The organism is Candidatus Nitrosopumilus sp. (genome assembly GCF_040878665.1).
GTDB lineage: Archaea > Thermoproteota > Nitrososphaeria > Nitrososphaerales > Nitrosopumilaceae > Nitrosopumilus.
In genome coordinates this window covers 147,835-166,901 of the sequence record NZ_JBBDLU010000006.1, presented here as the reverse complement: position 1 = coordinate 166,901, position 19,067 = coordinate 147,835, and the positions used below count along the sequence as shown (strand labels likewise).

The window sequence follows — 19,067 nt, the reverse complement described above, 5'->3', positions numbered from 1 at the left end:
TTATGACAATAAACTGGAATGAAATAGAAACAAAATGGCAGAGAAAATGGGCCGAATCAAAAGACTTTGAGACAAACCCAAATGAGAAACTAAAAAAATTCATCACAGTTGCATATCCATATCCAAACTCCCCACAACATATTGGACATGGTAGAACATACACATTAGCTGATGTGCATGCAAGATTTTATCGAATGCAAGGATACAATGTACTGTTTCCAATGGGATTCCACTATACTGGAACGCCGGTACTTGGCATGGCAAAAAGAATTGAAGCAGGAGAAAAGGAAATTCTTGATGGGTTACGAAATATTTACCACGTTCCAGAAGAAGATATTAAAACATTTGTTGAACCAATAAAGATTGCAGATTATTTTCATGAAGAAATTAAATCTGGAATGATTGAGATGGGTTACTCCATTGATTGGCGTAGAGAATTTACAACTATAGACCCAGGTTATCAAAAGTTTATTGAATGGCAAATTACAACACTCAAAGAGAAAGGTAGAATCATTCAAGGATCCCATCCAGTCGGATGGTGTCCTAAGGATCAAAACCCAGTATCACAACATGATACAATGGGAGATGTAGAACCAAAAATTGATGATAAAAATTTCCTAGTCAAATTTAAGTTTGATGAATTTATTTTTCCAATTACAACTCTAAGACCTGAAACGATTTTTGGAGTTACAAATTTGTGGGCTAATCCAAACGTAACATACAAAAAAGTTGCAGTTGATAATGAAAAATGGATAGTATCTGAAGAGTGTGTACATAAAATAAAGTTCTTTGAAAAAGAGGTTTCAATAATTGGGGATATTTCAGGAAAAGAATTGATTGGAAAATCAGCTACAGCGCCACATAGTGGTGCTGAGATTTTAATTTTACCAGCTGATTTTGTAGAGCCCGGCATGGGTACAGGATTAGTAATGTCAGTACCTGCTCATGCACCAAAAGATTACCAAGCACTAATGGATTTGAAGGCTAAAAACTATGAATTAGCATCTCAAATTGAACCCATACCCATTATAATTACTGAAGGATATGATGCCATTCCAGCAAAACAAATTTGTGAAAAATTAGGAGTGTCAGACCAATCAGACTCCAAATTAGAAGAGGCCACAAAAGAATTGTATCTCAAAGAATTTACAGATGGAAAACTTAATGAAAAATGTGACAAATTCAATAATGAAAAAGTGCAGTTTGGACGAGACAAAGTAAGAGCATGGTTAGAAGAGAATAATTATTTGGAAAAATTCCCAGTGCTTGAGAATGCTCCAGTACGTTGTCGTTGTGGAGCAGAGTGTGTTGTCAAAGTATTGAACAATCAATGGTTTCTCAATTATGGGGATGAAGAGTGGAAAGAACTGGCTCGTAATTGTTTTGATGATATGAATATTCTACCAAACAATATCAAAACAGAATTCAAAGAGGTAATTGATTGGTTACATGAACGAGCTTGTGCAAGACAGCAAGGATTAGGAACTAAACTACCATGGGATAAGGATTGGATTGTAGAGTCATTGTCTGATAGTGTAATTTACATGGCATACTATACACTTTCACGATTTGTAAATGATGAAACCGTACAACCTGAGAATCTCACCAAAGAGTTCTTTGATTATGTTTTGTTAGATAAAGGAGATACATCATTAGTTGCAAGTACTTCCAAACTTTCTGAAGAGATTATCAATACAATGAAAAAAGAATTTACTTACTTTTATCCAGTTGATTCAAGACATTCAGGCAGAGATCTGGTACAGAACCACTTGTCATTTTTTGTTTTGAATCACGTTGCAATATTTGATAAAAAATTGTGGCCACGAGAAATTGTGGTTAATGGTAGTGTGATGATGAATGGTGCTAAGATGAGTAAGAGTATGGGAAACATCATTCCCTTACGTACTGCAATTAGAGAACATGGGGCAGACCCAATCAGATTAGCAATTATTTCGTCAGCTGAATTACTTCAAGATGCTGATTTTAACATGGAATCGGTATTTGGGATTCAAAACAAATTAGAGTCCTTGTTAGAAGAGTGTTCTAGGCTCAAAAAAAGTCCAATTCCTGAATTACAAGCAGAAGATAGATGGATTCTATCTAAAACCCAGAACAAAATAGCTGAAATCACAGAAGCAGTTGAGAAGATGAGATTACGTGAAGCACTACATGATATTTTGTTCACATTTGAATCGGATTTAAGCTGGTATGCAAAAAGAGTCAAAGCCAAAGGAAGAGAAGATATTTCAGGAATATTACATCAAATAAATTCAGCTCGTGTTGCAATGCTGTCTCCATTTGCACCACATATAGCTGAAGAGATGTGGGAAAAACTTGGAGGAACCGATTTAGTTTCAAAATCACAATGGCCGCAATACTCTAAAGAAAATGTCAATGCAACATCAATTCAATCCGAAGAGTTACTCAAATCAACTATAGATGACATTGTAAACATTCTCAAAGTTACAAAAATAACTCCACAAAAAATTGTAATTTATGTAAATTCTGATGAATTGAAGTCAACAGTGTATCGCAAGATACTCAGTATGATGGTAGGAGGTCAAAACAACATGGGAGTTATAATGAAAGAACTCATTGCAGATTCTCAAACTTCAGAAGCTAAAAAAATGCCAGATTACATACAAAAAGTAATCAAGGACTTGCATTCAGAATCTGAAGAAATCAAAACCATGAAGTTGGAATCTGCAGAATTTGATGAAAAAGAATTTCTCTCAAAAGAACTAGCCAGTATAGGTAAGAAAGAATTCGGAGTAGAAATTTCAGTGTATTCTGAATCAGATGAGAACATCTATGATCCAAAAGGAAAAGCTAGACATGCAAGACCATTCAAGCCAGCAATTTTGATTGAGTAATGAATTGGAAGAACATCTAATGATAGACAAAATAGATTAGCAGATAGTAAAAATATGTTTAACGAATAAATCTATTTTTTCTCTTTATTCAAAATATCAATAATCTCAGTATTACTCTTAATCCATGTTTTAAGATAGGCATAAAACAGATTCTCCAAGTCATCCACTAATCCTTCTAACCTAGGATCTGAGCGTAAATCTGTAAGTTGTTCATCAAGATTCTCCAAAATTACATTTATGCCTTGGTTAGAAACCTCTAGCTTCTTAATTGCCTCATCTATGCCCATAACATCTTCAAGATATCATAGATAATAAATGAAGATCATTTTAAAATATTACATATTTTTGAAACTATTCTCAAAAACAACATCAGCTAGTGGTAATTGACCACCCCTAGGAGACGCATCTTTAAGCTTTTTTCCCACCACAACCATCATAGATATGATATGATCATCAGGTAGGTTAATCATCTTTCCAACAGAATTATAATCAAATCCCTTCATAGGACAAGTATCATATCCCATAGATTTTGCTGCAAGCATTATAGTTTGAGCAGCCATGCCACATGAACGCATTGCTTCATCGCGTTGTTGTTCTAATTTACCATTATAGGAATTTCTAAGTGAAGCAATCAGTGCATTACGTGATTCGTCAGATATGTTTGCCCAATATCTCTCAGGCTCTTTATTCCAAGAGTTCAAATCAGCACATAAAATTATTACAAGTGATGCATCAGATACTTGTTGCTGACCATGAGATAATTCAGATAGTTTATTTTTAATTGTTTGATCAGTAGTAGTGACAAACCTCCAATTTTGAATGTTGTACGATGTGGGAGATAAAATTGCTAATTCAAGAAGTTGATGAATTTCATCTTTTGTCATTTTATAGTTTTTATCAAAACTTTTAACAGAACGTCTCGTCTTTATTGCCTCAAATATATCCATATTTTTTCTAAAAATATTACCAAATTTAATTGAATAAAAAAGGTAAATTGAGCTTAAGATCAAACCCACAATGGATGTTGATGACAGCTCTTCACTTAAGATCAGAAACGAGTGTTTTCTGATGACAGTGATTGTCTTAAGGTCTGAAACATGTTGTAATCAGACGAGAGACTACCTTTTCAAATTAAATATGTAATTTCGATATTTAACTAACACTACTTTTTCCTACTAATGAAAATGCACTAGCATGATTTTCAGATAGTGTATTTATTAGGCGTGATTCGATTTCTGAATATCTTGAAGATAGCAGTAATGGGCATGGGTGTAGCAGGCTCTTATCTTATGGCCAGACTAAAAGATTCAGAACACGAAGTTGTCGGATATGAAAGAAACGTTGAAGAAAAACATGATTCAATTTGTGCATGGGGAACCATCAAACCGGTGCTAGAAGATTTTTGCAAGAAGACAGGTAGGAACTTTGATGATTTTCTAATCCATGATGGAAAAAATATGCATGTCAAAATGAATGATGATGTAAAATTTGATATCGGATTGAAAGGATTGTGCACATATAACAAACTAGGATTGATTAAAGATTTCATAAAGGATTCCAAGATAGTTTACGGTCAAGCGCCAAAATTAGAGGATCTGGAAAAAGAGTATGACATGATTGTAGATTGTACGGGTTTTAACCGAGTTTATCTCCCCAAGTTAAAAGAAGATTTTTTCTTACCCACATATGAATACAAAGTGGAGTATGAGAATGGCGTACCATATGATGACTTTTACATTGAACCATTTCCAGGAATGTCAGGATACTTTTGGTATTTCCCATTAGGTGAAAAATGTGCACATATTGGAGCTGGGGATTACAATAAAAATCACATCAAAGCAACCGATGAATTTTTACAAAAGCACGGAGGAAAAGTGATTGCAACTAAAGGACGCCCAATTAGATTGGCAACTCCAGATAAATGCAAACCCTACTATTCAGGAAAAGTAGTAGGAGTAGGAGAGTCAATTGGAACAGTGTATGCATTATTAGGTGAAGGCATAATTCCATCAATGCAGTGTGTAGAAATTTTCTTGGAGAACATGCATGATTTCAAAGCATATGAGAAAGCAATAGAAAAACATTACAAAGTGTATGCCAAAGTATTTAATTTTGTAAGAGCTAAAATTCAAAAAGACTTTAGTTTTCTCAAAGCATTGCCAGATTTTATTGCAATATTTAGATACATGAAAAAGAATGAAGATAGATTTGGTATGAACATCAAGATAGCAGATTTGATAAAAGTAGCTAAAGCCTAACTAAAACTAACTGACCCAAATCCTTCTCGATTGGTTCTGTTTGAAGCCATGTTGTAATCATAAATTGTTTTAGAATATTCTTTGAATTCCTCTTTCATAGAATCCAATGTCTCTGCAAGATAAAATCCTGGACAGTCACCAGTAAATTGATAAGTTGCGTGTACCCGTGCTTTTCCTTTTTCATTTTCAAGCCAACTTGAAAATGGGTATAGATAGCATACTCCAGGTCTATCTGGATGCATACTACAACCTCCTTTATCATCTAAAAACCTACATGAGATATGAGTCCCATCATCAGATTCAGTTTCATTTAATTTTCTTTTCAAATTAATGGTAGTCATTGTAGTTAATTGACCTGAAGGGCCAGGTTCCTGATACGTTACAGTCAAAGTTTCATTTTTTATGAAATCTGATGATTTTTTGTATTTCAAGCCCCTACCGATAATAATCAAATCATCAGAGGTTAATGGAAGTCTGCCTTGCCTGTCACAACAATTATGGCAATCAGGCCAAAAACATTTCCACAAGATAAATTTTTTTTCAGAGTTAAGATAAGGCACATGAAAAACAACATCTTTGACTTTAATTGGATAGTCAGATATGTCGGTAATTTTACCCAACATGAATTTTCGAAGAATTGGATCAACATCCCAATCTTTTTCTAATAAATTCAATGATTCTTCAATTTCATTTTGAGACAACTATTAAGTTATAACATCTTTTGCAGATGTTATTAATGTTGAGTGAAAAAGGAAAATATGCCTCAGCCACAGAGAATCGAAGATTTGTATGGAGTGAGATAATTTGGCCTTTAATTTTAGAAATTAATGATGTTGCATTTTCATTAAAACAATTTCAAATGAAACGAGAACAAATATGCGAGAAGAAAAATATTACAATTACGATTGCATCAAGAGGATTAGTTTCGTTAATACAAAAAGGAATTTTGTTAAAAGAAAGAGACATTTATTCAATTCATTTCAGATTAATTCCATATATGAGATTAAAAGCAGAATGTGATTATGCAACTGCTATACATGAAGTTAGAATAAAATAATTTTTCAAAAAATATCATATAGAACAACAAATGAATATATGCTAAAACATCAAAATTTCTTCTAGTAGCCCGATAGTCTAGCGGTCAAGGATTCTGCCCTCTGGATCTCAAGAGTGGATAGGCGGAGACGGCAGTTCGAATCTGCCTCGGGCTACTGGAAAAATTTCTATCTAGATGCTTGTGCGATACGCTCTAACTCGTTCTTTTTCTTTACAGAAGGAGCGTTAGGATCATTTGCTGCTGCAAGCATTAATTGTTCAGCCATATGTTCTTCAATTGGTTTTGGATTTGAAAAAGTAGATTCTTTGATAGCGTCCGCAATAAATTTTAAAGCTAAATCGACTCGTCTAATTGGAGCAACATCTACTGAAACATGGTAAACAGTGCCACCATACACTATTCTAGTTGTATCCTCATTTGGTGCAGAAAATTCTACTGCTCGTACTAGAATCTCAACTGGATTTTGACCAGTCTTTAATGCAATAATATCAAAAGCAGTTTTTACGGTGTTAAGTAATTTAGCTTTCTTACCAGTCATTCGACCAGTATTCTTGGAATATTTTTTTCCAAAGTGCATTGTCTTGTTGATTAATCTTTCAACAATGTTAACCTCAGCTTTGTTGAATCTTTTTAGTGCTGAACGGCCATATGTATAAGGTAAGATTTGTTTTTTCAAAGATATTGCAGATTTTAATCCAGGATCTTTAACTTCAATATTGGATAGATCCCATTTTCTGAATAATAATAGATTTTTTGTTTCAGCCATTTCTATCTCCTTGGTTTCTCCTTCTTACCAATTACTAATTCATGAAGGGATGTACCGTTAACTTTGAAAACTTTGAATCTAACTCCAGGAATATCTCCCATTGCACCACCTTGAGTTGCACCCATACCTTGAATGTGTACTTCATCATGTTCATCAATAAAGTTCATTGCACCGTCTCTTGGTAAAAATGCTGTAACTGTTTTTCCGTTTTTAATTAGTTGAACTCGAACACATTTTCTAACAGCGGAGTTTGGCTGTTTTGCTGCAATACCAACTTTTTCTAAAACAATACCACGAGCTTGTGGTGCACCTCCAAGAGGATCAGATTTTTTATCAATGCCTAATTTTCTTCTTTTGTAAGTAGAGATTGCCCATCTCTGTCTCTTCTTTTTAGTTGTAAGAACTCTGCCAGCAAATAATCCAAGTGGTGATTTTCTCATACACTACATCTCCAAGGTTGCACGTTCAGGGCTATTAATCAATACACTACTAATATCAAAATATCGTTTTGCAAGTAATCGTGCTTTCTCTGCATTCCTACCTTCTCTTCCAACCACAATTCCTTTTTTTCTTGGATCTACCATAACTATTGCCTGTTTTGTTCCATCAGCTCGTTTATTTATTTTTACTTCAGAAATTAGTTTAGAATTTAGCAAGTTGGAGAGAAATTTTACTGGATCGTCATCAAATTCTACCAATTCAACATTTCGTTTAACAATATTTTGTAGTGATTTGATATGAATGCCACCTTTACCAATTGCAAGCCCCATCTTACCAGAATTAACTACAAAAATTACTCTATCCTGTTTTTCATCTTCTACACAATCACGAGCAGTTGCACCTGTAACATTTTGAAAGAGAGACATCATTCGCATTTGATCAGTTGAAAGTTTTATGGATTGTGTCATTAGAATTCCTATTTAACTCCGAACAAAAAATGTCTCATTTAAACTTTCATTAAATAAAATGCAATTAATCATTTTTTTCCTCAACTGTTGTATCTTTTAAAATTGATTTGATGCTTGCATCGTCTAAAGAAGTAAATGAAATTGTCGAAATTCTGAATTGTAAGCCGCATAATCTGCCTAATGCGACTGATGTTCCTTGAAAGTTAACCAAAGGTATTTTTTCTTTTTTTGCATCGGATTCAATTTGCTCAAATGTTTTTTTCTTAATGGATTGAGACAATACAATCAGCTTAGAATTTTTTACAGAGTTTAAAACTTGTTTAGTGCCCATTGTCAATTTATCTTCTTTACGAGCATCCCTTAATGATTTTTCAAGTATCTTACTCATGTGGTTTCCTTATGTCGATCGTCTTGATAGGGCTTTATAGGTTTATTGAAAAATTGAGAGTATAATAATTAAAAATTAGTTTAGAAAACCAAACAGAGAACCCAAAGTTGAAAATACAGTACCTATTTCATCTAAAAAATTACTAGGTTTCAATTTTTCAGAATTTGCATCAGTTATTTCGAGATTTTGTGAAGTAAGTTTTTTAGATAGAGATAATTCAGAATAGTCCACATTTTTAATATTTGATTCTGATGATCCATTAGAAAAATTTGAATTTTTTGATAAAACAATGTCGAGATTGTTCTTGGCTGTGCTATAGTTAGGATTTTGTTCCAATATCTCATTATACAATAAAACAGCATCGTCAAAATGTTCTAACATGGCAAGGGCATTTGCTTTGTTGTTTTTTGCAGGCAAGAAATCAGGATTGATATGAATAGCTTGATCATAGTACAGTATCGCTTCAGAATAATAACCAAGTTTTCCTAGAGTTGAACCTTTGTTGACAAGAATTTCCACATCGTAAGGGTTATCGGACAAGGATTCATTAAAAAAATTCAACGAACTGTCAAACTTACATAATCGATACAAAGCGGGGCCCATCCCATCATAATATGAAATAGTGTCAGCGTAAATACTGGAATCACACTTTAAATTAATTTGATTAAGTAATACGCCCAATTCAATATCCTCGACAGTCAAATTATTTTGTTTTTTTATTTTAGGTGGATATGCAATTTTTTCTGAGATTATTTCAGGTTCTTTGTCAGATAAACTGTTTATTTTTTTAACAATAACTTCAGAATTATTTTTTATTGGAGTGTTATAATCTGAATTAGTTTTTTCAGTATTAATTATTGAAGAGTTATTTTCAGAACTGGATTCTTTTGGTGTGTCATTTGTAGGATTTTGTGTTGTATCATCATTTATTATGGATGAATTATCATCGGTGGATTCTTTTGGTGTGTCATTTGTAGGATTTTGTGTTGTATCATCATTTTGAGTAATTTCTGAATATTCAAAAAAAGATGTTGCTTCAGTTTCTGCATAATGTGCTTTTATTGAATATATCCCATCAACTCTAAAATTTACTCCAGCCTTTACAAGAAAGCTTGTAGAAAATTCCAAGTTAGAATCAACAGGTGCAAAATAAAATCCAGCGGGCATTCCAAAAGGATCATAAATTCCAATTAATACAGTTGGAGAATCTAATGCTGAAATTAATCCAGCTATTTTGATTATGTCTTTATCAGTGTAGTGTTTTTGCTCAGTGTAAAGAAGAAGAATTTCAGGTTCATCAAACACATCAGTCAAAGTTTCAGACTCTACAACTTCACTCTCAATTACAAAATAATGATTCTGAGAAAGTTGCCCATAGTCGAACTTTATCAGATATTTACCAGTTTTTTCATAAAATGGAGAATCTAGTGAAATAGTTTTACTGAATGTTTTTTCAGAAGAAATTTCCAAGTTGTTAGCAGACAATATTTTTCCATCGGGATCATAGATACTCATTGCAATGACAGGCATACTAATTTCTAAAATATTACCTGAAACAGTTAGTGAATCACCCAAATCATATGATGAATTGTCAAAATTTACAGTAAATGAATCTGCAAAAACATCTGTGAAAAGTAACGGAGATAGTACGGTTGACACTACTATAATCCCTAACAGATATCCTAACACACGTGTAAAAACGTAATTTTCTATTTAATAATCACGTAGGAATCATACTTTTCATCCAACTGAGATCACAGTGGACATCGAGGGAGAAAGTGTCATAGGATCATCAAATGAATTCCAGACAAATGTTTCAACTTCATACATCCCAGATTTTGGAGGGATCCAAGATTGAGAAACATCTAAACTTTGTTGAGGAGATATTTCACCTTGAATCCACGAAATAGATTCAATGTAATTATTTGTATTTTTTACTTGAAAGATGTAAACAAATTTTTGTTTAAAGTTATGATCATTTTTAATTGTTCCAACTATTTGCATTTGAACATTTGATGAAAACGATTCTAAAGTTTTACCAAAACTATCTGAGAATTTAGGAGGAGAATTATTCAGTCGTTCAAGTGGTGGTATAGACGAATCAACACTTGTAGAGGTTTTAATTTCTAAATTATCTGACTTTGAAAACGGTTTTGGTAATGTGTGATCATTGTATTTAGCAGATATTTCATCTCCAGATAAAACATAGAGTCTATTTCCACTGGATGGTGAATTTTGAGATAATGAAACAACGGCAACAAAATATCCAGAATTTTCGGATGTTTCGATTGCATTCACAGTTATCCCTGCAACATCAGAATCTGATATAACATGTATTTGCAGATGATCTATTGCTTCAGGATTCAAATTCATATCTGCATCAACTATACGAATTGTTACAGAGTTCTCTGAAAAAATAGGTTCATTTAAAAAATCAATTGTGCCAAGATTCCAACTTACAGGAACAGATTTGGTCAATACAACTCCATTTGCAAATTCAAACGAAATAGTTATTGCAGAATCTCTATCGACTTCTAAAAATCCACTAGTAGGACCGTTGCCAAATGTTCTAGGAGTGGTATCTGTTTTACCATCACCATCTACATCATGAGAAAAACCAGTAAGCACAACTTCTGCAGTGAAGATTCCTGAATTTACATCTGTTTCAGTGAATCTATAGGGTTTCAGAAAATAATCAGAAGCAGCAATTTTGATTGGATGATCTTCAGTATTTCCAATTGAATCAATCAAATGTGTGTCAGTATTCCAGCTTGGCGATATTATGGTCATTTTGATTTTATCAGTCCAAGTGTAAACGGGTTTATCGGTAAAAATTGGAGAGTAAGGGTCATCATAATTAGGAATTGATTCTCCAAATGCAGGAAAGATAATCAATGACAAAAGTAGCAAAAATAAGGGCATGTTAAAAATTAGTACATAACGAATTTAATGTTTAATGAAAAGTTTTAGGATTCTTCTTCAGGAAGCGAAACTGCCAAAATATTATCACCACGTAACAAAATTTTTCCTATGCCCACGTGTTTTTCATCAGAGACATCTTCTGCATCTTCTAGTGTCAAATTCATATGAATGTCAAAATCCTTGAGGATGCCTTGGATAGTTTGAGTATTTCTCAATCTAAGCAAAATTACTTTGTCTTTGCTATTATTCATTAAAGTTGAAATTTCATCTGCCATAAGTATTACCTAATTCTAACTATTACTCCTATTTTTTCTTACTTACTTGCATGTACAAGTGGTTAGTTTCCGTATACTTGTTAAATGAAATGTCTAAAAGATCGAGCAATTTTTCTACAATTCCGACCTGATTCTACCATATTTAGGCATTTTCAAATCTATCTTGGATACCAGTTGTGTCAGTCAACATGTAGCAGAAAATACGTTAGTGAATTATTCGCTTAACTCTTTTTTGGATACAGGGCAGTCGCAATATCTTGAATTCTGTAGATGCCAAATCCGGTTGCAAAGAATATCGCATAGTTTAGCCAGGAAGCTCCAACAAATGTGTCAGCCAAAAAGACAGATGAGGGTAGTGCTATGATAGCCGTGGAAACAAAGTAGAAGACTTTCTTTCCATTGAATTCAGACTTTGCTTTTTCTTTGATTTGGTCTTTTGCAGATTGCGTTCTTGCCGCCATCATTGCACGAATTAACTCCTGTTTTTCAGATGGAAAAGTAGCAATGTTGTCTGCATCGTTTGGCTTTAATATGACATCAAGAGTTTCAGTGGATTTCATTAACTCCATGCCATGAATAATCTTCTTATCTATTTCAGAATCAAATCTCTCAAACCACTTGACATCTACATCGTCAGGATTCAGCTTTAGCTTATCTCGTTTAGATATTACGTTGTTAATAGTTTGGGTAGCCATTTTGCAAATTGCTGACCAGTTATTACTTTGCAATAGTGTGCTCAATCCGTTCCACCTTTCGATGTATAGATTGATGATGCCTATGATTTCGCTGTCAGTCTGATCTTTGCTTTTTTTCTGAGATCTTTTCTCATGTACTGTGAAACCAAAACCAGCCAGAGCAGATAGGCCTATGCCAATCCAGGCGATGTAGAATAAATTCCAAGGATTTTCCTTTGCGGTTATCTCTACGTCAATTGCTTGAGTGTCAAAATTACTACCAGTTATGTAGATTTTTCCAACGTATGTTCCCTCGTACTTGAATCCAGAATTTTTCTCTCCAAATACATCGTACGAGATGTGAGTTATCCCACGTGAGCTTTTTGATATGTGTAGTTTTTGATCATTGTACTTGGTATCAGATGTTGACCCCACAAAACGAACTTCATCCCTGTTGATGAGCTCGGTAAACACCACGGATAGGTCTTTGGGCTGAACATTCGTGGAGTTGATAAGAGAAAATTTCACAGGCTGGGCATCTGCTCCGTATAGATTTTTGAAACCGTCATTGATGTAGTAGGTCAAAGTTATCTTTTGAACAGAGGGAAAAATTTTTGCAGGGGCAGCGTCAGCGTAACCACTTGCAATAAATTCAACAATTGCAATTTCAGATGTTTTTGCAGTGTCCGACAAATTAGTTAAATTAGTCAGTGTTTCAGGCGACAGATCTTCAGAGTCAAGTGTAGATCTCACAGAATTTTGTATGTCGATGTACTCTTGCTGAAGTTCGACTAGTTTAGATACGCTTTCCTTGTTCTTTACAACATCAGATGAGGTCATGCTAGATAGTTCAGATTTCAGCATTTTGTTTACGGATTCAACACTGTGTGAGATAGCAAGAGCATCAGAAGTCAAATAGTCATTTTCTAAAATATCAGAAATCGCTCTAACTTGAGTTAACGCTACTTCAATCTTTTGGTCAAATTCCATTTGCTGTTCAGCGTCTGAAAACGCTAATGGGAGTGAAACAGAGAGAAGCAAAAGGAGAGGAAACAACAGATACTTCATATACTCATAACTTGGGATATGTTGTTTTTATCTTTTCTTAGATCATGTGAATGCCAGAAATATTGTGTCACGTTTAGGCATTTTCAAAGAGGAGATTCAGGAAGAACGACTCAGTCTAGTTTTTTCGATGGTTGATTCGCATGAATGTCGCATGGTAGTTCATTTCCACAATAACACATCTCTAGTTTTTTTGGAGGGTTTGAAAAATACAGAATTTGAGATTCTAGTTGAGGTGAAAAAGTGGCGATATTTGCAGGAATTGAAGTAAATACAGATGGAAATACGCCTTGACTTAGCATAGGAAAATAACCTTTATTTTCGCTAAACACTTTCCCAACCTCTAAAACTTCAACTAAATTATTTAATTCATCAGAATCAAGAGATTCTTCAAAAGCAAAGATCATAGAAATTGCTTGTACAAATCTTTGATTAGCTAATTCAAAATTTTTCTCATCAAGATATTGTTTTGTAAGATCAAGATGGAGTGCAATTCGTGGAAATATTATATCTCGCTTTTTATTTCTACGAATTGTAGATTCTTTCAAAATATCAGATGATTCTTTCTGATGAAAGTGAGAATATTTCCAAAAAACAATTGCTACGCCCAGTGGGATTATCAAAGTAACAACCATCGAAACCCAATTTTGAATATCCAGCCATTGTCCATTTTCAATTTCAACAGTGTTAAGAGAAGTGAAGTGATTTACTAATGCAATTATCGCCACACATACGACATATGTAATTCCTAGAATATACACGAGTGAATTTCTTAAATTGTTAGGATTTTTGTTGGCCATATTCATAAATTTCCATCTAATTTACATTAACAATTTTTTCCTTAACCAGGTATTCCAACCCCTTTACAAATTCGTCCTCAGAAATCTTTCCTTCTGTCCACCATTTGGCGTTATTTTTTATCCATTCTGGAACAGGCTGCATTTTACCTACTGCCTCATAAATCGAGGAGTAATCTGGATAGTATTCATCAAACCACTTTTTGTAGCCTGGTTCGCTGTTGTATCTGTCCTCCCTGTGTTGTGTGTTTTCTTAACCAGGTGATTGACTGTTTGCCATCAAAGATTTTTGGAAAGTACTTGTCAACGACTTCTAAGATTTTTTTTGCTTCATCTTCAGGTTTTTGAGTCAACTTGCATTCACGAACTATTTTGATTTATGTGAACTTAAGCGTGTTGAGCCTCAGTTGGTTGTGGGTTATTTGGTGGAGGTGGTATAGTTGTCTCAACTTGTGTTGGCTGAGGCACTGAAAAATTCAATTCCCCCAGGGTCAAAGAAGCGGAATTGGCGGGTCATTACAAGAAATATTTCAGCAATTAATGGTTTTTATAAAAATAAATTTGATGTGATTTGGGAATGACATCATGAGTAGTAGAGATTATCAAAGACAATTTGAGGATGCTTTTCCCAATCATCAATCTCTTCCAATATCTATAAAAAATTTATTCATTAATGGACTTGAAAAAAAATACTTCAAAATTAATAAAAATAAAGTTAATTATGTTGATCAAGGAAAAGAATACCTTTTACATCCAGAAGAAATAGTTAGAGGAGCAGTTTATGTAGAATTAATTTCAAATTATCGATATTCACCTAAGCACATTAATTTTGAAGTGGTAGTTCCAAGAAGAACTCCGTCAGATTTTGCAGATATTGTTGTTTATAGTAAAAGTGAAGAAACCGTGCCCTATATTGTAATTGAAATAAAAAAAGATGGCATTACACCTGCGGAGTATTCACAATCAATTGAACAAGCTTTTGGCAATGCAAATAGTTTACGTGTAAAATATTGTATGGCAATATCTGGAACTATAAGAACTGCTTATAATGTATCTGAATTTGCATCTACTGAAAGAATAAAAAATGTAGTTGCAGATATCCCCATAAATTATGGAAAAGAACTAAAATATCTTTATCAAAAAGAACATCCAAAAAATGAAATTAAAATTGTCAATTTAGAAGAATTGCTCAAAAAATTTGATCAATGCCATAACATACTTTGGGAAGATGGAAAAAGAAATCCAGCTGAGGCGTTTGATGAAATGAGTAAATTGATGTTTGCAAAAATATATGATGAAAGATTTTTAACTTCTCGCAATAGTTATTATGGATTTCAGTTAGGAACTCATGAATCTGCCAAAGATGTTGGACTTAGAATAAAGGAGATTTATAAACGCGCCAACATTAAAGACGATGATGTTTTCAAAGAACCAATTAAGGTAGATAATACCATTATCTACAACATTGTGCAAATATTGCAAGGCATATCTTTGCATGAAACAGATTTAGATGCAAAAGGATTAGCATTTGAGAAATTCCTAGGAGGTGTTTTTAGAGGACAGATGGGCCAATATTTTACCCCTCGTCAAATTGTAAGGTTTATTGTAGATATGATGAAGCCCACTGAAGACGACGTAATAATTGATCCTGCATGCGGATCAGGAGGATTTCTTTCAAATACCATTGATCAAGTTAGAATAGATTTAATTGAAAAATTAGGTGAAAAAAATGCTAACGATCGATGGAAAGATTTTGCAAAATTAAATGTGTATGGAATAGAACTTAATGCACAATTATCAGTTATCTCGATGATGAATATGATTTTGCATAACGATGGGCATACAAATATTGAAGAGGGGGATGCACTGAAAGATTTTCAAAAATTTGATCCTAAAAAAGATATTCATAAAAATAAATTTTCATTATTAATGACTAATCCTCCTTTTGGAGGATCAATAAAATCTAAAGATAAGCCATATGTGAAAACATATCATTTAGGAAAAAATAAAAATAAAAAAATTAGAGTATCTCAAAAAACCGAAATACTCTTTTTAGAACGTTGTATTGATTTAGTGAAACCAGGAACGGGACGAATTGCAATAATTATACCTGATGGAATACTAAGTAATTCTAAATCCAAATACGTTCGGGATTATATTAAAGAAAAATGTCAAATAAATGCCATTATTTCTTTACCTAATCTTACATTTACTCCATACGGTACAGGAGTTAAAACATCTATTTTATTTTTAAGAAAATATGCAGAAGGGGAACAAATCAAAGATTATAAAATTTTCATGGCAAATATCAACAATATAGGATATGATGCACAGGGAAAAGAAATCTCAAAAAATGATCTGCCAACAGTTTTAGATGCATATAATGATTTTAGTGTTGTAAAATGAAAAATATTTTAAAAGATCCTCTCATTTTTATCATTAATTTAAAAGAATTAGAATTTGATAAAAGAATAGATGTGCATTATTACAAACCAGAATATCTTCAGAATCTAAAATTTTTAAGAAAATCTTTTTCTTTGGATTCAATTGAAAACATGTCAGTTCTAGTAAAAGATGGACCACATCAAACACCTAGCTTTGTTGAAGTAGGAATTCCTTTCCTTCAAAAAGGAGATGTGACTATTGGAAATATCAATTATGACAGATCTAAACATGTTTCTGTTGAATTTCATGAAGAAAATAAAAAAACTCAAACAATCAAAGGAGATATTTTAATACGCAAAATTGGAGTAGGACCACGTGAAGCTGCTGTAGTGGATCAAGACCGGCCCCTTCACATCTATGTTTCAATTGCACTGATTAGATTACTTCCACAGTACAGCCCATATTTTGTCGAAATGTTTCTCAATAGTAAATTTGGGCTATTACAAACTGAAAGGAGGAATAAAGGGATTGGGACACCAGACTTACATCTTGAAGATATCAAAACAATAGAAATCCCCCATATTTCAGAAAAATTAGAAACTAAAATTGTCAAAGAAATTTTGAATGCTAGGAAAAAAAATAATAAAATTTTAGAAGAAATTTCTTTAATTCGAACAAAATTCTTTTCAGATATGCAAGTAAGATTAGGTTTAACTGAAATTGATGAATCGGCAGATCTTATTTTTTCAAAACAACTACCTTCTGATAGATTAGATGTAAGACATCATAGTCCAATTTATGAAAAATTAGAAACCAATCTACATGAAGGGAAATTTGACGTTGTTACCCTTCAACAAAAATCTAAATTTCCCACAGATAAGATAAATCCCAAAAGTATTTTCTTGAAAAATTATTTTAAATATATACAATTACAAGATATCGATACTGAAACAAATGAAGTTATTTCTTTTAGTTCTATATCGGGAGAAGATTCACCTTCTCGTGCCAAATTAATGTTACAAACAAATGATCTTTTGATTCCCACATTGGGAGGTTCTCTTAATTCCATTTTTCAGGTATCTAAGAAGTATAACGGCACTGTAGGAAGTACAGGTTTTATCAAACTAGACATATCGGATCAATATTGGCGTGAATTTATTAAATTATTTCTCATATCTAAATACGGGCAATATCAATTGATTAAATATTTGACAGGATCAATTATGCCTTCAATTAATAAAAATAATTTAAAAAAAATTCTGATTCCCAATCCTGATCCTGTTATTTTAAAAAAGATAGTTAATGAGTATAAAAAATTTGAAAAAGAAAGTATTTCATTAAGGAAAAAATATGTCATAAATTTACAAAAATCTCTAAATTTTTTGGAAACATCTCTTACTACATTATAAAGTGAATAGATTGAATTTGACATACCATGCTCTGCAGATATGGACAATGAGGAAAAAGTAGAAATTAAGAAGGTGTAGCGTACCCAATTAGCGAAAACGAAACTAAACAGATAATGCTAAATTCATTCATGCAACCCGTGTTCAACTTAGTTCTGAAACTCTTGAAAAATTAGATCTTGCCCACTTGCTTGTGTCTATAGCAGGTTACAATATGATCATTTACCATTCCAGCTGTCTGCATGAAGGCGTAGCATATTGTGGGCCCCATAAATGTAAATCCCCTTTTCTTCAAATCCACACTCATCTCCTCAGATTCTCGACTCACGGTAGGAATATCGTTCCAAGTTTTGAATTTGTTCACTTTAGTTTTACAACCAACCAACCCCCAGATGTAACTATCAAACTTTCCAAACTCATCTTTCACCTCGAGAAATCTCTTTGCGTTGTTCACAAACGATTCCACCTTCTTTCTGTTCCGGATTATTTCTTCGTCTTTCAAGATGGAATTCACGTCACCTTTTTTGTACTTGCAGATTTTTTCCGGATCAAAGTTGTCAAAGGCTTTTCGATACGCATCCCTTCTTTTCAGGATGGTTATCCAGGAAAGACCAGCTTGCGCACCGCCAAGCAACAAGAACTCGAAGAGTTTTCTGTCGCGATGTAGAGGAACTCCCCACTCGGTGTCGTGGTACTTTTGGTGGATGCCTTCCTTTACCCAGTCGCATCTGGTTACCACGTCAATCATAAAATCTAACAGATACAGCAGTAAAAAAAGATGAGTTAAACTTCATCTGATGTTTGCTTGAACGCTCGCTTCTCACGGCGCATATCATCCACTTTACCCTGCAGTTTCTCAATGTCGTCTTCCCTCTGAGAGATTTCTTTTTTCAGAGCAAACATCTGTCCCATGCTGTCGAGGAATTTTTTGTGAACTCTTGCGTTAACGATGTTGGGTTCTGTCGCCGTTGCCTTGTACACTCCACGGCTCACGTTCTTAATCTTACCAGCCCTCTTCATCATGTGAAGCGTGTTGTTGAGATTCGGTGCGTCTATGCCAGCCTGAGATAAAATTGATTTTACAAATCCAACCTCCAGAGGTTTTTGGTACGTTGTGAAAATGAGCTCTACTGCGCTTTCCCTTTCCCCCACACTGAACGGTGCTACAGTATGTCCAAGCTCTTCTGCTCTTTCAAGTAATTTTTCAATGTCCATAAAAAAAAGACGTCAAAATATTATTTAAAGAACATCTCAAAAGCTACAAAGCTACAGAACCATGAGGATCCTATTTTA

Annotated in this window: 22 protein-coding genes and 1 tRNA gene; 7 read left to right on the top strand and 16 right to left on the bottom strand. The window is 33.5% G+C overall.

Annotation, left to right across the window (positions count from 1 at the left end; all coding sequences use genetic code 11):
• Nucleotides 1-2: 2 nt before the first annotated feature.
• Nucleotides 3-2,873, top strand: a complete 2,871-nt coding sequence (gene leuS / locus WDZ98_RS05560) for a leucine--tRNA ligase (protein ID WP_368059149.1) — start codon at nt 3-5, stop codon at nt 2,871-2,873.
• Nucleotides 2,874-2,944: 71 nt separating this feature from the next.
• On the opposite strand, the gene WDZ98_RS05555 is transcribed toward leuS, so the two are convergent.
• Together WDZ98_RS05555 and WDZ98_RS05550 are read right to left on the bottom strand one after the other, a co-directional pair.
• A complete protein-coding gene (locus tag WDZ98_RS05555) occupies nt 2,945-3,160 on the bottom strand; it encodes a hypothetical protein (RefSeq protein ID WP_368059151.1) in 216 nt (71 codons plus the stop codon).
• Nucleotides 3,161-3,208: 48 nt separating this feature from the next.
• Nucleotides 3,209-3,889: a nitroreductase family protein gene (locus tag WDZ98_RS05550; protein ID WP_368059153.1), complete on the bottom strand. Its 681-nt coding sequence runs from the start codon at nt 3,887-3,889 to the stop codon at nt 3,209-3,211.
• Nucleotides 3,890-4,117: 228 nt separating this feature from the next.
• Between WDZ98_RS05550 and WDZ98_RS05545 the strand changes: the two genes are divergently transcribed.
• Nucleotides 4,118-5,131 carry an NAD(P)/FAD-dependent oxidoreductase gene (locus WDZ98_RS05545; protein ID WP_368059155.1) on the top strand — a complete coding sequence of 338 codons (1,014 nt, stop codon included), beginning with the start codon at nt 4,118-4,120 and terminating at the stop codon, nt 5,129-5,131.
• Here WDZ98_RS05545 and WDZ98_RS05540 read toward each other — a convergent pair.
• Nucleotides 5,128-5,832: a YkgJ family cysteine cluster protein gene (locus tag WDZ98_RS05540; RefSeq protein WP_368059157.1), complete on the bottom strand. Its 705-nt coding sequence runs from the start codon at nt 5,830-5,832 to the stop codon at nt 5,128-5,130. The genes WDZ98_RS05545 and WDZ98_RS05540 overlap by 4 nt on opposite strands.
• A 35-nt stretch (nt 5,833-5,867) precedes the next feature.
• Between WDZ98_RS05540 and WDZ98_RS05535 the strand changes: the two genes are divergently transcribed.
• Both WDZ98_RS05535 and WDZ98_RS05530 read left to right on the top strand, forming a co-directional pair.
• On the top strand, nt 5,868-6,188 hold the full coding sequence (locus tag WDZ98_RS05535) for a hypothetical protein (protein WP_368059159.1): 321 nt from the start codon (nt 5,868-5,870) through the stop codon (nt 6,186-6,188).
• Between the two features lie 66 nt (nt 6,189-6,254).
• Nucleotides 6,255-6,342, top strand: a tRNA-Gln gene (locus tag WDZ98_RS05530).
• A 12-nt stretch (nt 6,343-6,354) separates the two neighbouring features.
• On the opposite strand, the gene WDZ98_RS05525 is transcribed toward WDZ98_RS05530, so the two are convergent.
• The 11 genes from WDZ98_RS05525 to WDZ98_RS05475 all read right to left on the bottom strand — a co-directional run bounded on the left by WDZ98_RS05525 (nt 6,355) and on the right by WDZ98_RS05475 (nt 14,336).
• Nucleotides 6,355-6,954: a 30S ribosomal protein S7 gene (locus tag WDZ98_RS05525; protein WP_368059161.1), complete on the bottom strand. Its 600-nt coding sequence runs from the start codon at nt 6,952-6,954 to the stop codon at nt 6,355-6,357.
• Between the two features lie 2 nt (nt 6,955-6,956).
• Nucleotides 6,957-7,394 (bottom strand): 30S ribosomal protein S12, encoded by a 438-nt coding sequence (locus WDZ98_RS05520; protein ID WP_368059163.1) that lies wholly within the window; start codon nt 7,392-7,394, stop codon nt 6,957-6,959.
• Between the two features lie 3 nt (nt 7,395-7,397).
• Nucleotides 7,398-7,862 (bottom strand): NusA-like transcription termination signal-binding factor, encoded by a 465-nt coding sequence (locus WDZ98_RS05515; protein WP_368059165.1) that lies wholly within the window; start codon nt 7,860-7,862, stop codon nt 7,398-7,400.
• A 64-nt stretch (nt 7,863-7,926) separates the two neighbouring features.
• Nucleotides 7,927-8,250 carry a ribosomal L7Ae/L30e/S12e/Gadd45 family protein gene (locus WDZ98_RS05510; RefSeq protein ID WP_368059167.1) on the bottom strand — a complete coding sequence of 108 codons (324 nt, stop codon included), beginning with the start codon at nt 8,248-8,250 and terminating at the stop codon, nt 7,927-7,929.
• Between the two features lie 75 nt (nt 8,251-8,325).
• Nucleotides 8,326-9,909: a tetratricopeptide repeat protein gene (locus WDZ98_RS05505; RefSeq protein ID WP_368059169.1), complete on the bottom strand. Its 1,584-nt coding sequence runs from the start codon at nt 9,907-9,909 to the stop codon at nt 8,326-8,328.
• An 81-nt stretch (nt 9,910-9,990) separates the two neighbouring features.
• A complete protein-coding gene (locus WDZ98_RS05500; RefSeq protein ID WP_368059171.1) occupies nt 9,991-11,172 on the bottom strand; it encodes a hypothetical protein in 1,182 nt (393 codons plus the stop codon).
• A 44-nt stretch (nt 11,173-11,216) separates the two neighbouring features.
• Nucleotides 11,217-11,447 (bottom strand): LSM domain-containing protein, encoded by a 231-nt coding sequence (locus WDZ98_RS05495; protein ID WP_368059173.1) that lies wholly within the window; start codon nt 11,445-11,447, stop codon nt 11,217-11,219.
• 221 nt (nt 11,448-11,668) lie between these two features.
• Nucleotides 11,669-13,189 (bottom strand): hypothetical protein, encoded by a 1,521-nt coding sequence (locus tag WDZ98_RS05490; RefSeq protein ID WP_368059175.1) that lies wholly within the window; start codon nt 13,187-13,189, stop codon nt 11,669-11,671.
• Nucleotides 13,190-13,299: 110 nt separating this feature from the next.
• Nucleotides 13,300-13,986, bottom strand: a complete 687-nt coding sequence (locus WDZ98_RS05485; protein ID WP_368059177.1) for a hypothetical protein — start codon at nt 13,984-13,986, stop codon at nt 13,300-13,302.
• A gap of 16 nt (nt 13,987-14,002) precedes the next feature.
• The gene (locus tag WDZ98_RS05480; RefSeq protein ID WP_368059179.1) at nt 14,003-14,128 is read right to left on the bottom strand and encodes a hypothetical protein; all 126 of its coding nucleotides are present in this window, start codon (nt 14,126-14,128) and stop codon (nt 14,003-14,005) included.
• Nucleotides 14,129-14,174: 46 nt separating this feature from the next.
• Nucleotides 14,175-14,336 carry a hypothetical protein gene (locus tag WDZ98_RS05475; RefSeq protein ID WP_368059181.1) on the bottom strand — a complete coding sequence of 54 codons (162 nt, stop codon included), beginning with the start codon at nt 14,334-14,336 and terminating at the stop codon, nt 14,175-14,177.
• Nucleotides 14,337-14,423: 87 nt separating this feature from the next.
• On the opposite strand from WDZ98_RS05475, the gene WDZ98_RS05470 reads away from it, so the two are divergent.
• Genes WDZ98_RS05470 through WDZ98_RS05460 form a run of 3 tightly spaced genes read left to right on the top strand, consistent with a single transcriptional unit; the run spans nt 14,424 to nt 17,777 of the window.
• Complete coding sequence (locus WDZ98_RS05470; RefSeq protein WP_368059183.1) at nt 14,424-14,564, top strand: hypothetical protein; 141 nt, start codon at nt 14,424-14,426, stop codon at nt 14,562-14,564.
• 4 nt (nt 14,565-14,568) lie between these two features.
• Nucleotides 14,569-16,389 carry a restriction endonuclease subunit M gene (locus WDZ98_RS05465; RefSeq protein ID WP_368059185.1) on the top strand — a complete coding sequence of 607 codons (1,821 nt, stop codon included), beginning with the start codon at nt 14,569-14,571 and terminating at the stop codon, nt 16,387-16,389.
• Nucleotides 16,386-17,777: a hypothetical protein gene (locus WDZ98_RS05460; RefSeq protein ID WP_368059187.1), complete on the top strand. Its 1,392-nt coding sequence runs from the start codon at nt 16,386-16,388 to the stop codon at nt 17,775-17,777. Before WDZ98_RS05465 ends, WDZ98_RS05460 begins: the two co-directional genes overlap by 4 nt.
• A 169-nt stretch (nt 17,778-17,946) precedes the next feature.
• On the opposite strand, the gene WDZ98_RS05455 is transcribed toward WDZ98_RS05460, so the two are convergent.
• Complete coding sequence (locus WDZ98_RS05455) at nt 17,947-18,513, bottom strand: DNA-3-methyladenine glycosylase I (protein WP_368059480.1); 567 nt, start codon at nt 18,511-18,513, stop codon at nt 17,947-17,949.
• Nucleotides 18,514-18,557: 44 nt separating this feature from the next.
• Nucleotides 18,558-18,989 (bottom strand): hypothetical protein, encoded by a 432-nt coding sequence (locus WDZ98_RS05450; RefSeq protein ID WP_368059189.1) that lies wholly within the window; start codon nt 18,987-18,989, stop codon nt 18,558-18,560.
• Nucleotides 18,990-19,067 lie beyond the last annotated feature (78 nt).

Bases quoted from the DNA above. Each gene is read 5' to 3' on its own strand.
- WDZ98_RS05510 (WP_368059167.1), bottom strand. From the start codon at position 8,250: ATGAGTAAGATACTTGAAAAATCATTAAGGGATGCTCGTAAAGAAGAT.
- WDZ98_RS05490 (WP_368059175.1), bottom strand. From the start codon at position 13,189: ATGAAGTATCTGTTGTTTCCTCTCCTTTTGCTTCTCTCTGTTTCACTC.
- WDZ98_RS05450 (WP_368059189.1), bottom strand. From the start codon at position 18,989: ATGGACATTGAAAAATTACTTGAAAGAGCAGAAGAGCTTGGACATACT.
- WDZ98_RS05485 (WP_368059177.1), bottom strand. From the start codon at position 13,986: ATGGCCAACAAAAATCCTAACAATTTAAGAAATTCACTCGTGTATATT.
- WDZ98_RS05535 (WP_368059159.1), top strand. From the start codon at position 5,868: ATGTTGAGTGAAAAAGGAAAATATGCCTCAGCCACAGAGAATCGAAGA.
- WDZ98_RS05520 (WP_368059163.1), bottom strand. From the start codon at position 7,394: ATGAGAAAATCACCACTTGGATTATTTGCTGGCAGAGTTCTTACAACT.
- WDZ98_RS05465 (WP_368059185.1), top strand. From the start codon at position 14,569: ATGAGTAGTAGAGATTATCAAAGACAATTTGAGGATGCTTTTCCCAAT.
- WDZ98_RS05525 (WP_368059161.1), bottom strand. From the start codon at position 6,954: ATGGCTGAAACAAAAAATCTATTATTATTCAGAAAATGGGATCTATCC.
- WDZ98_RS05500 (WP_368059171.1), bottom strand. From the start codon at position 11,172: ATGCCCTTATTTTTGCTACTTTTGTCATTGATTATCTTTCCTGCATTT.
- leuS (WP_368059149.1), top strand. From the start codon at position 3: ATGACAATAAACTGGAATGAAATAGAAACAAAATGGCAGAGAAAATGG.
- WDZ98_RS05480 (WP_368059179.1), bottom strand. From the start codon at position 14,128: ATGCAGCCTGTTCCAGAATGGATAAAAAATAACGCCAAATGGTGGACA.
- WDZ98_RS05460 (WP_368059187.1), top strand. From the start codon at position 16,386: ATGAAAAATATTTTAAAAGATCCTCTCATTTTTATCATTAATTTAAAA.
- WDZ98_RS05495 (WP_368059173.1), bottom strand. From the start codon at position 11,447: ATGGCAGATGAAATTTCAACTTTAATGAATAATAGCAAAGACAAAGTA.
- WDZ98_RS05555 (WP_368059151.1), bottom strand. From the start codon at position 3,160: ATGGGCATAGATGAGGCAATTAAGAAGCTAGAGGTTTCTAACCAAGGC.
- WDZ98_RS05515 (WP_368059165.1), bottom strand. From the start codon at position 7,862: ATGACACAATCCATAAAACTTTCAACTGATCAAATGCGAATGATGTCT.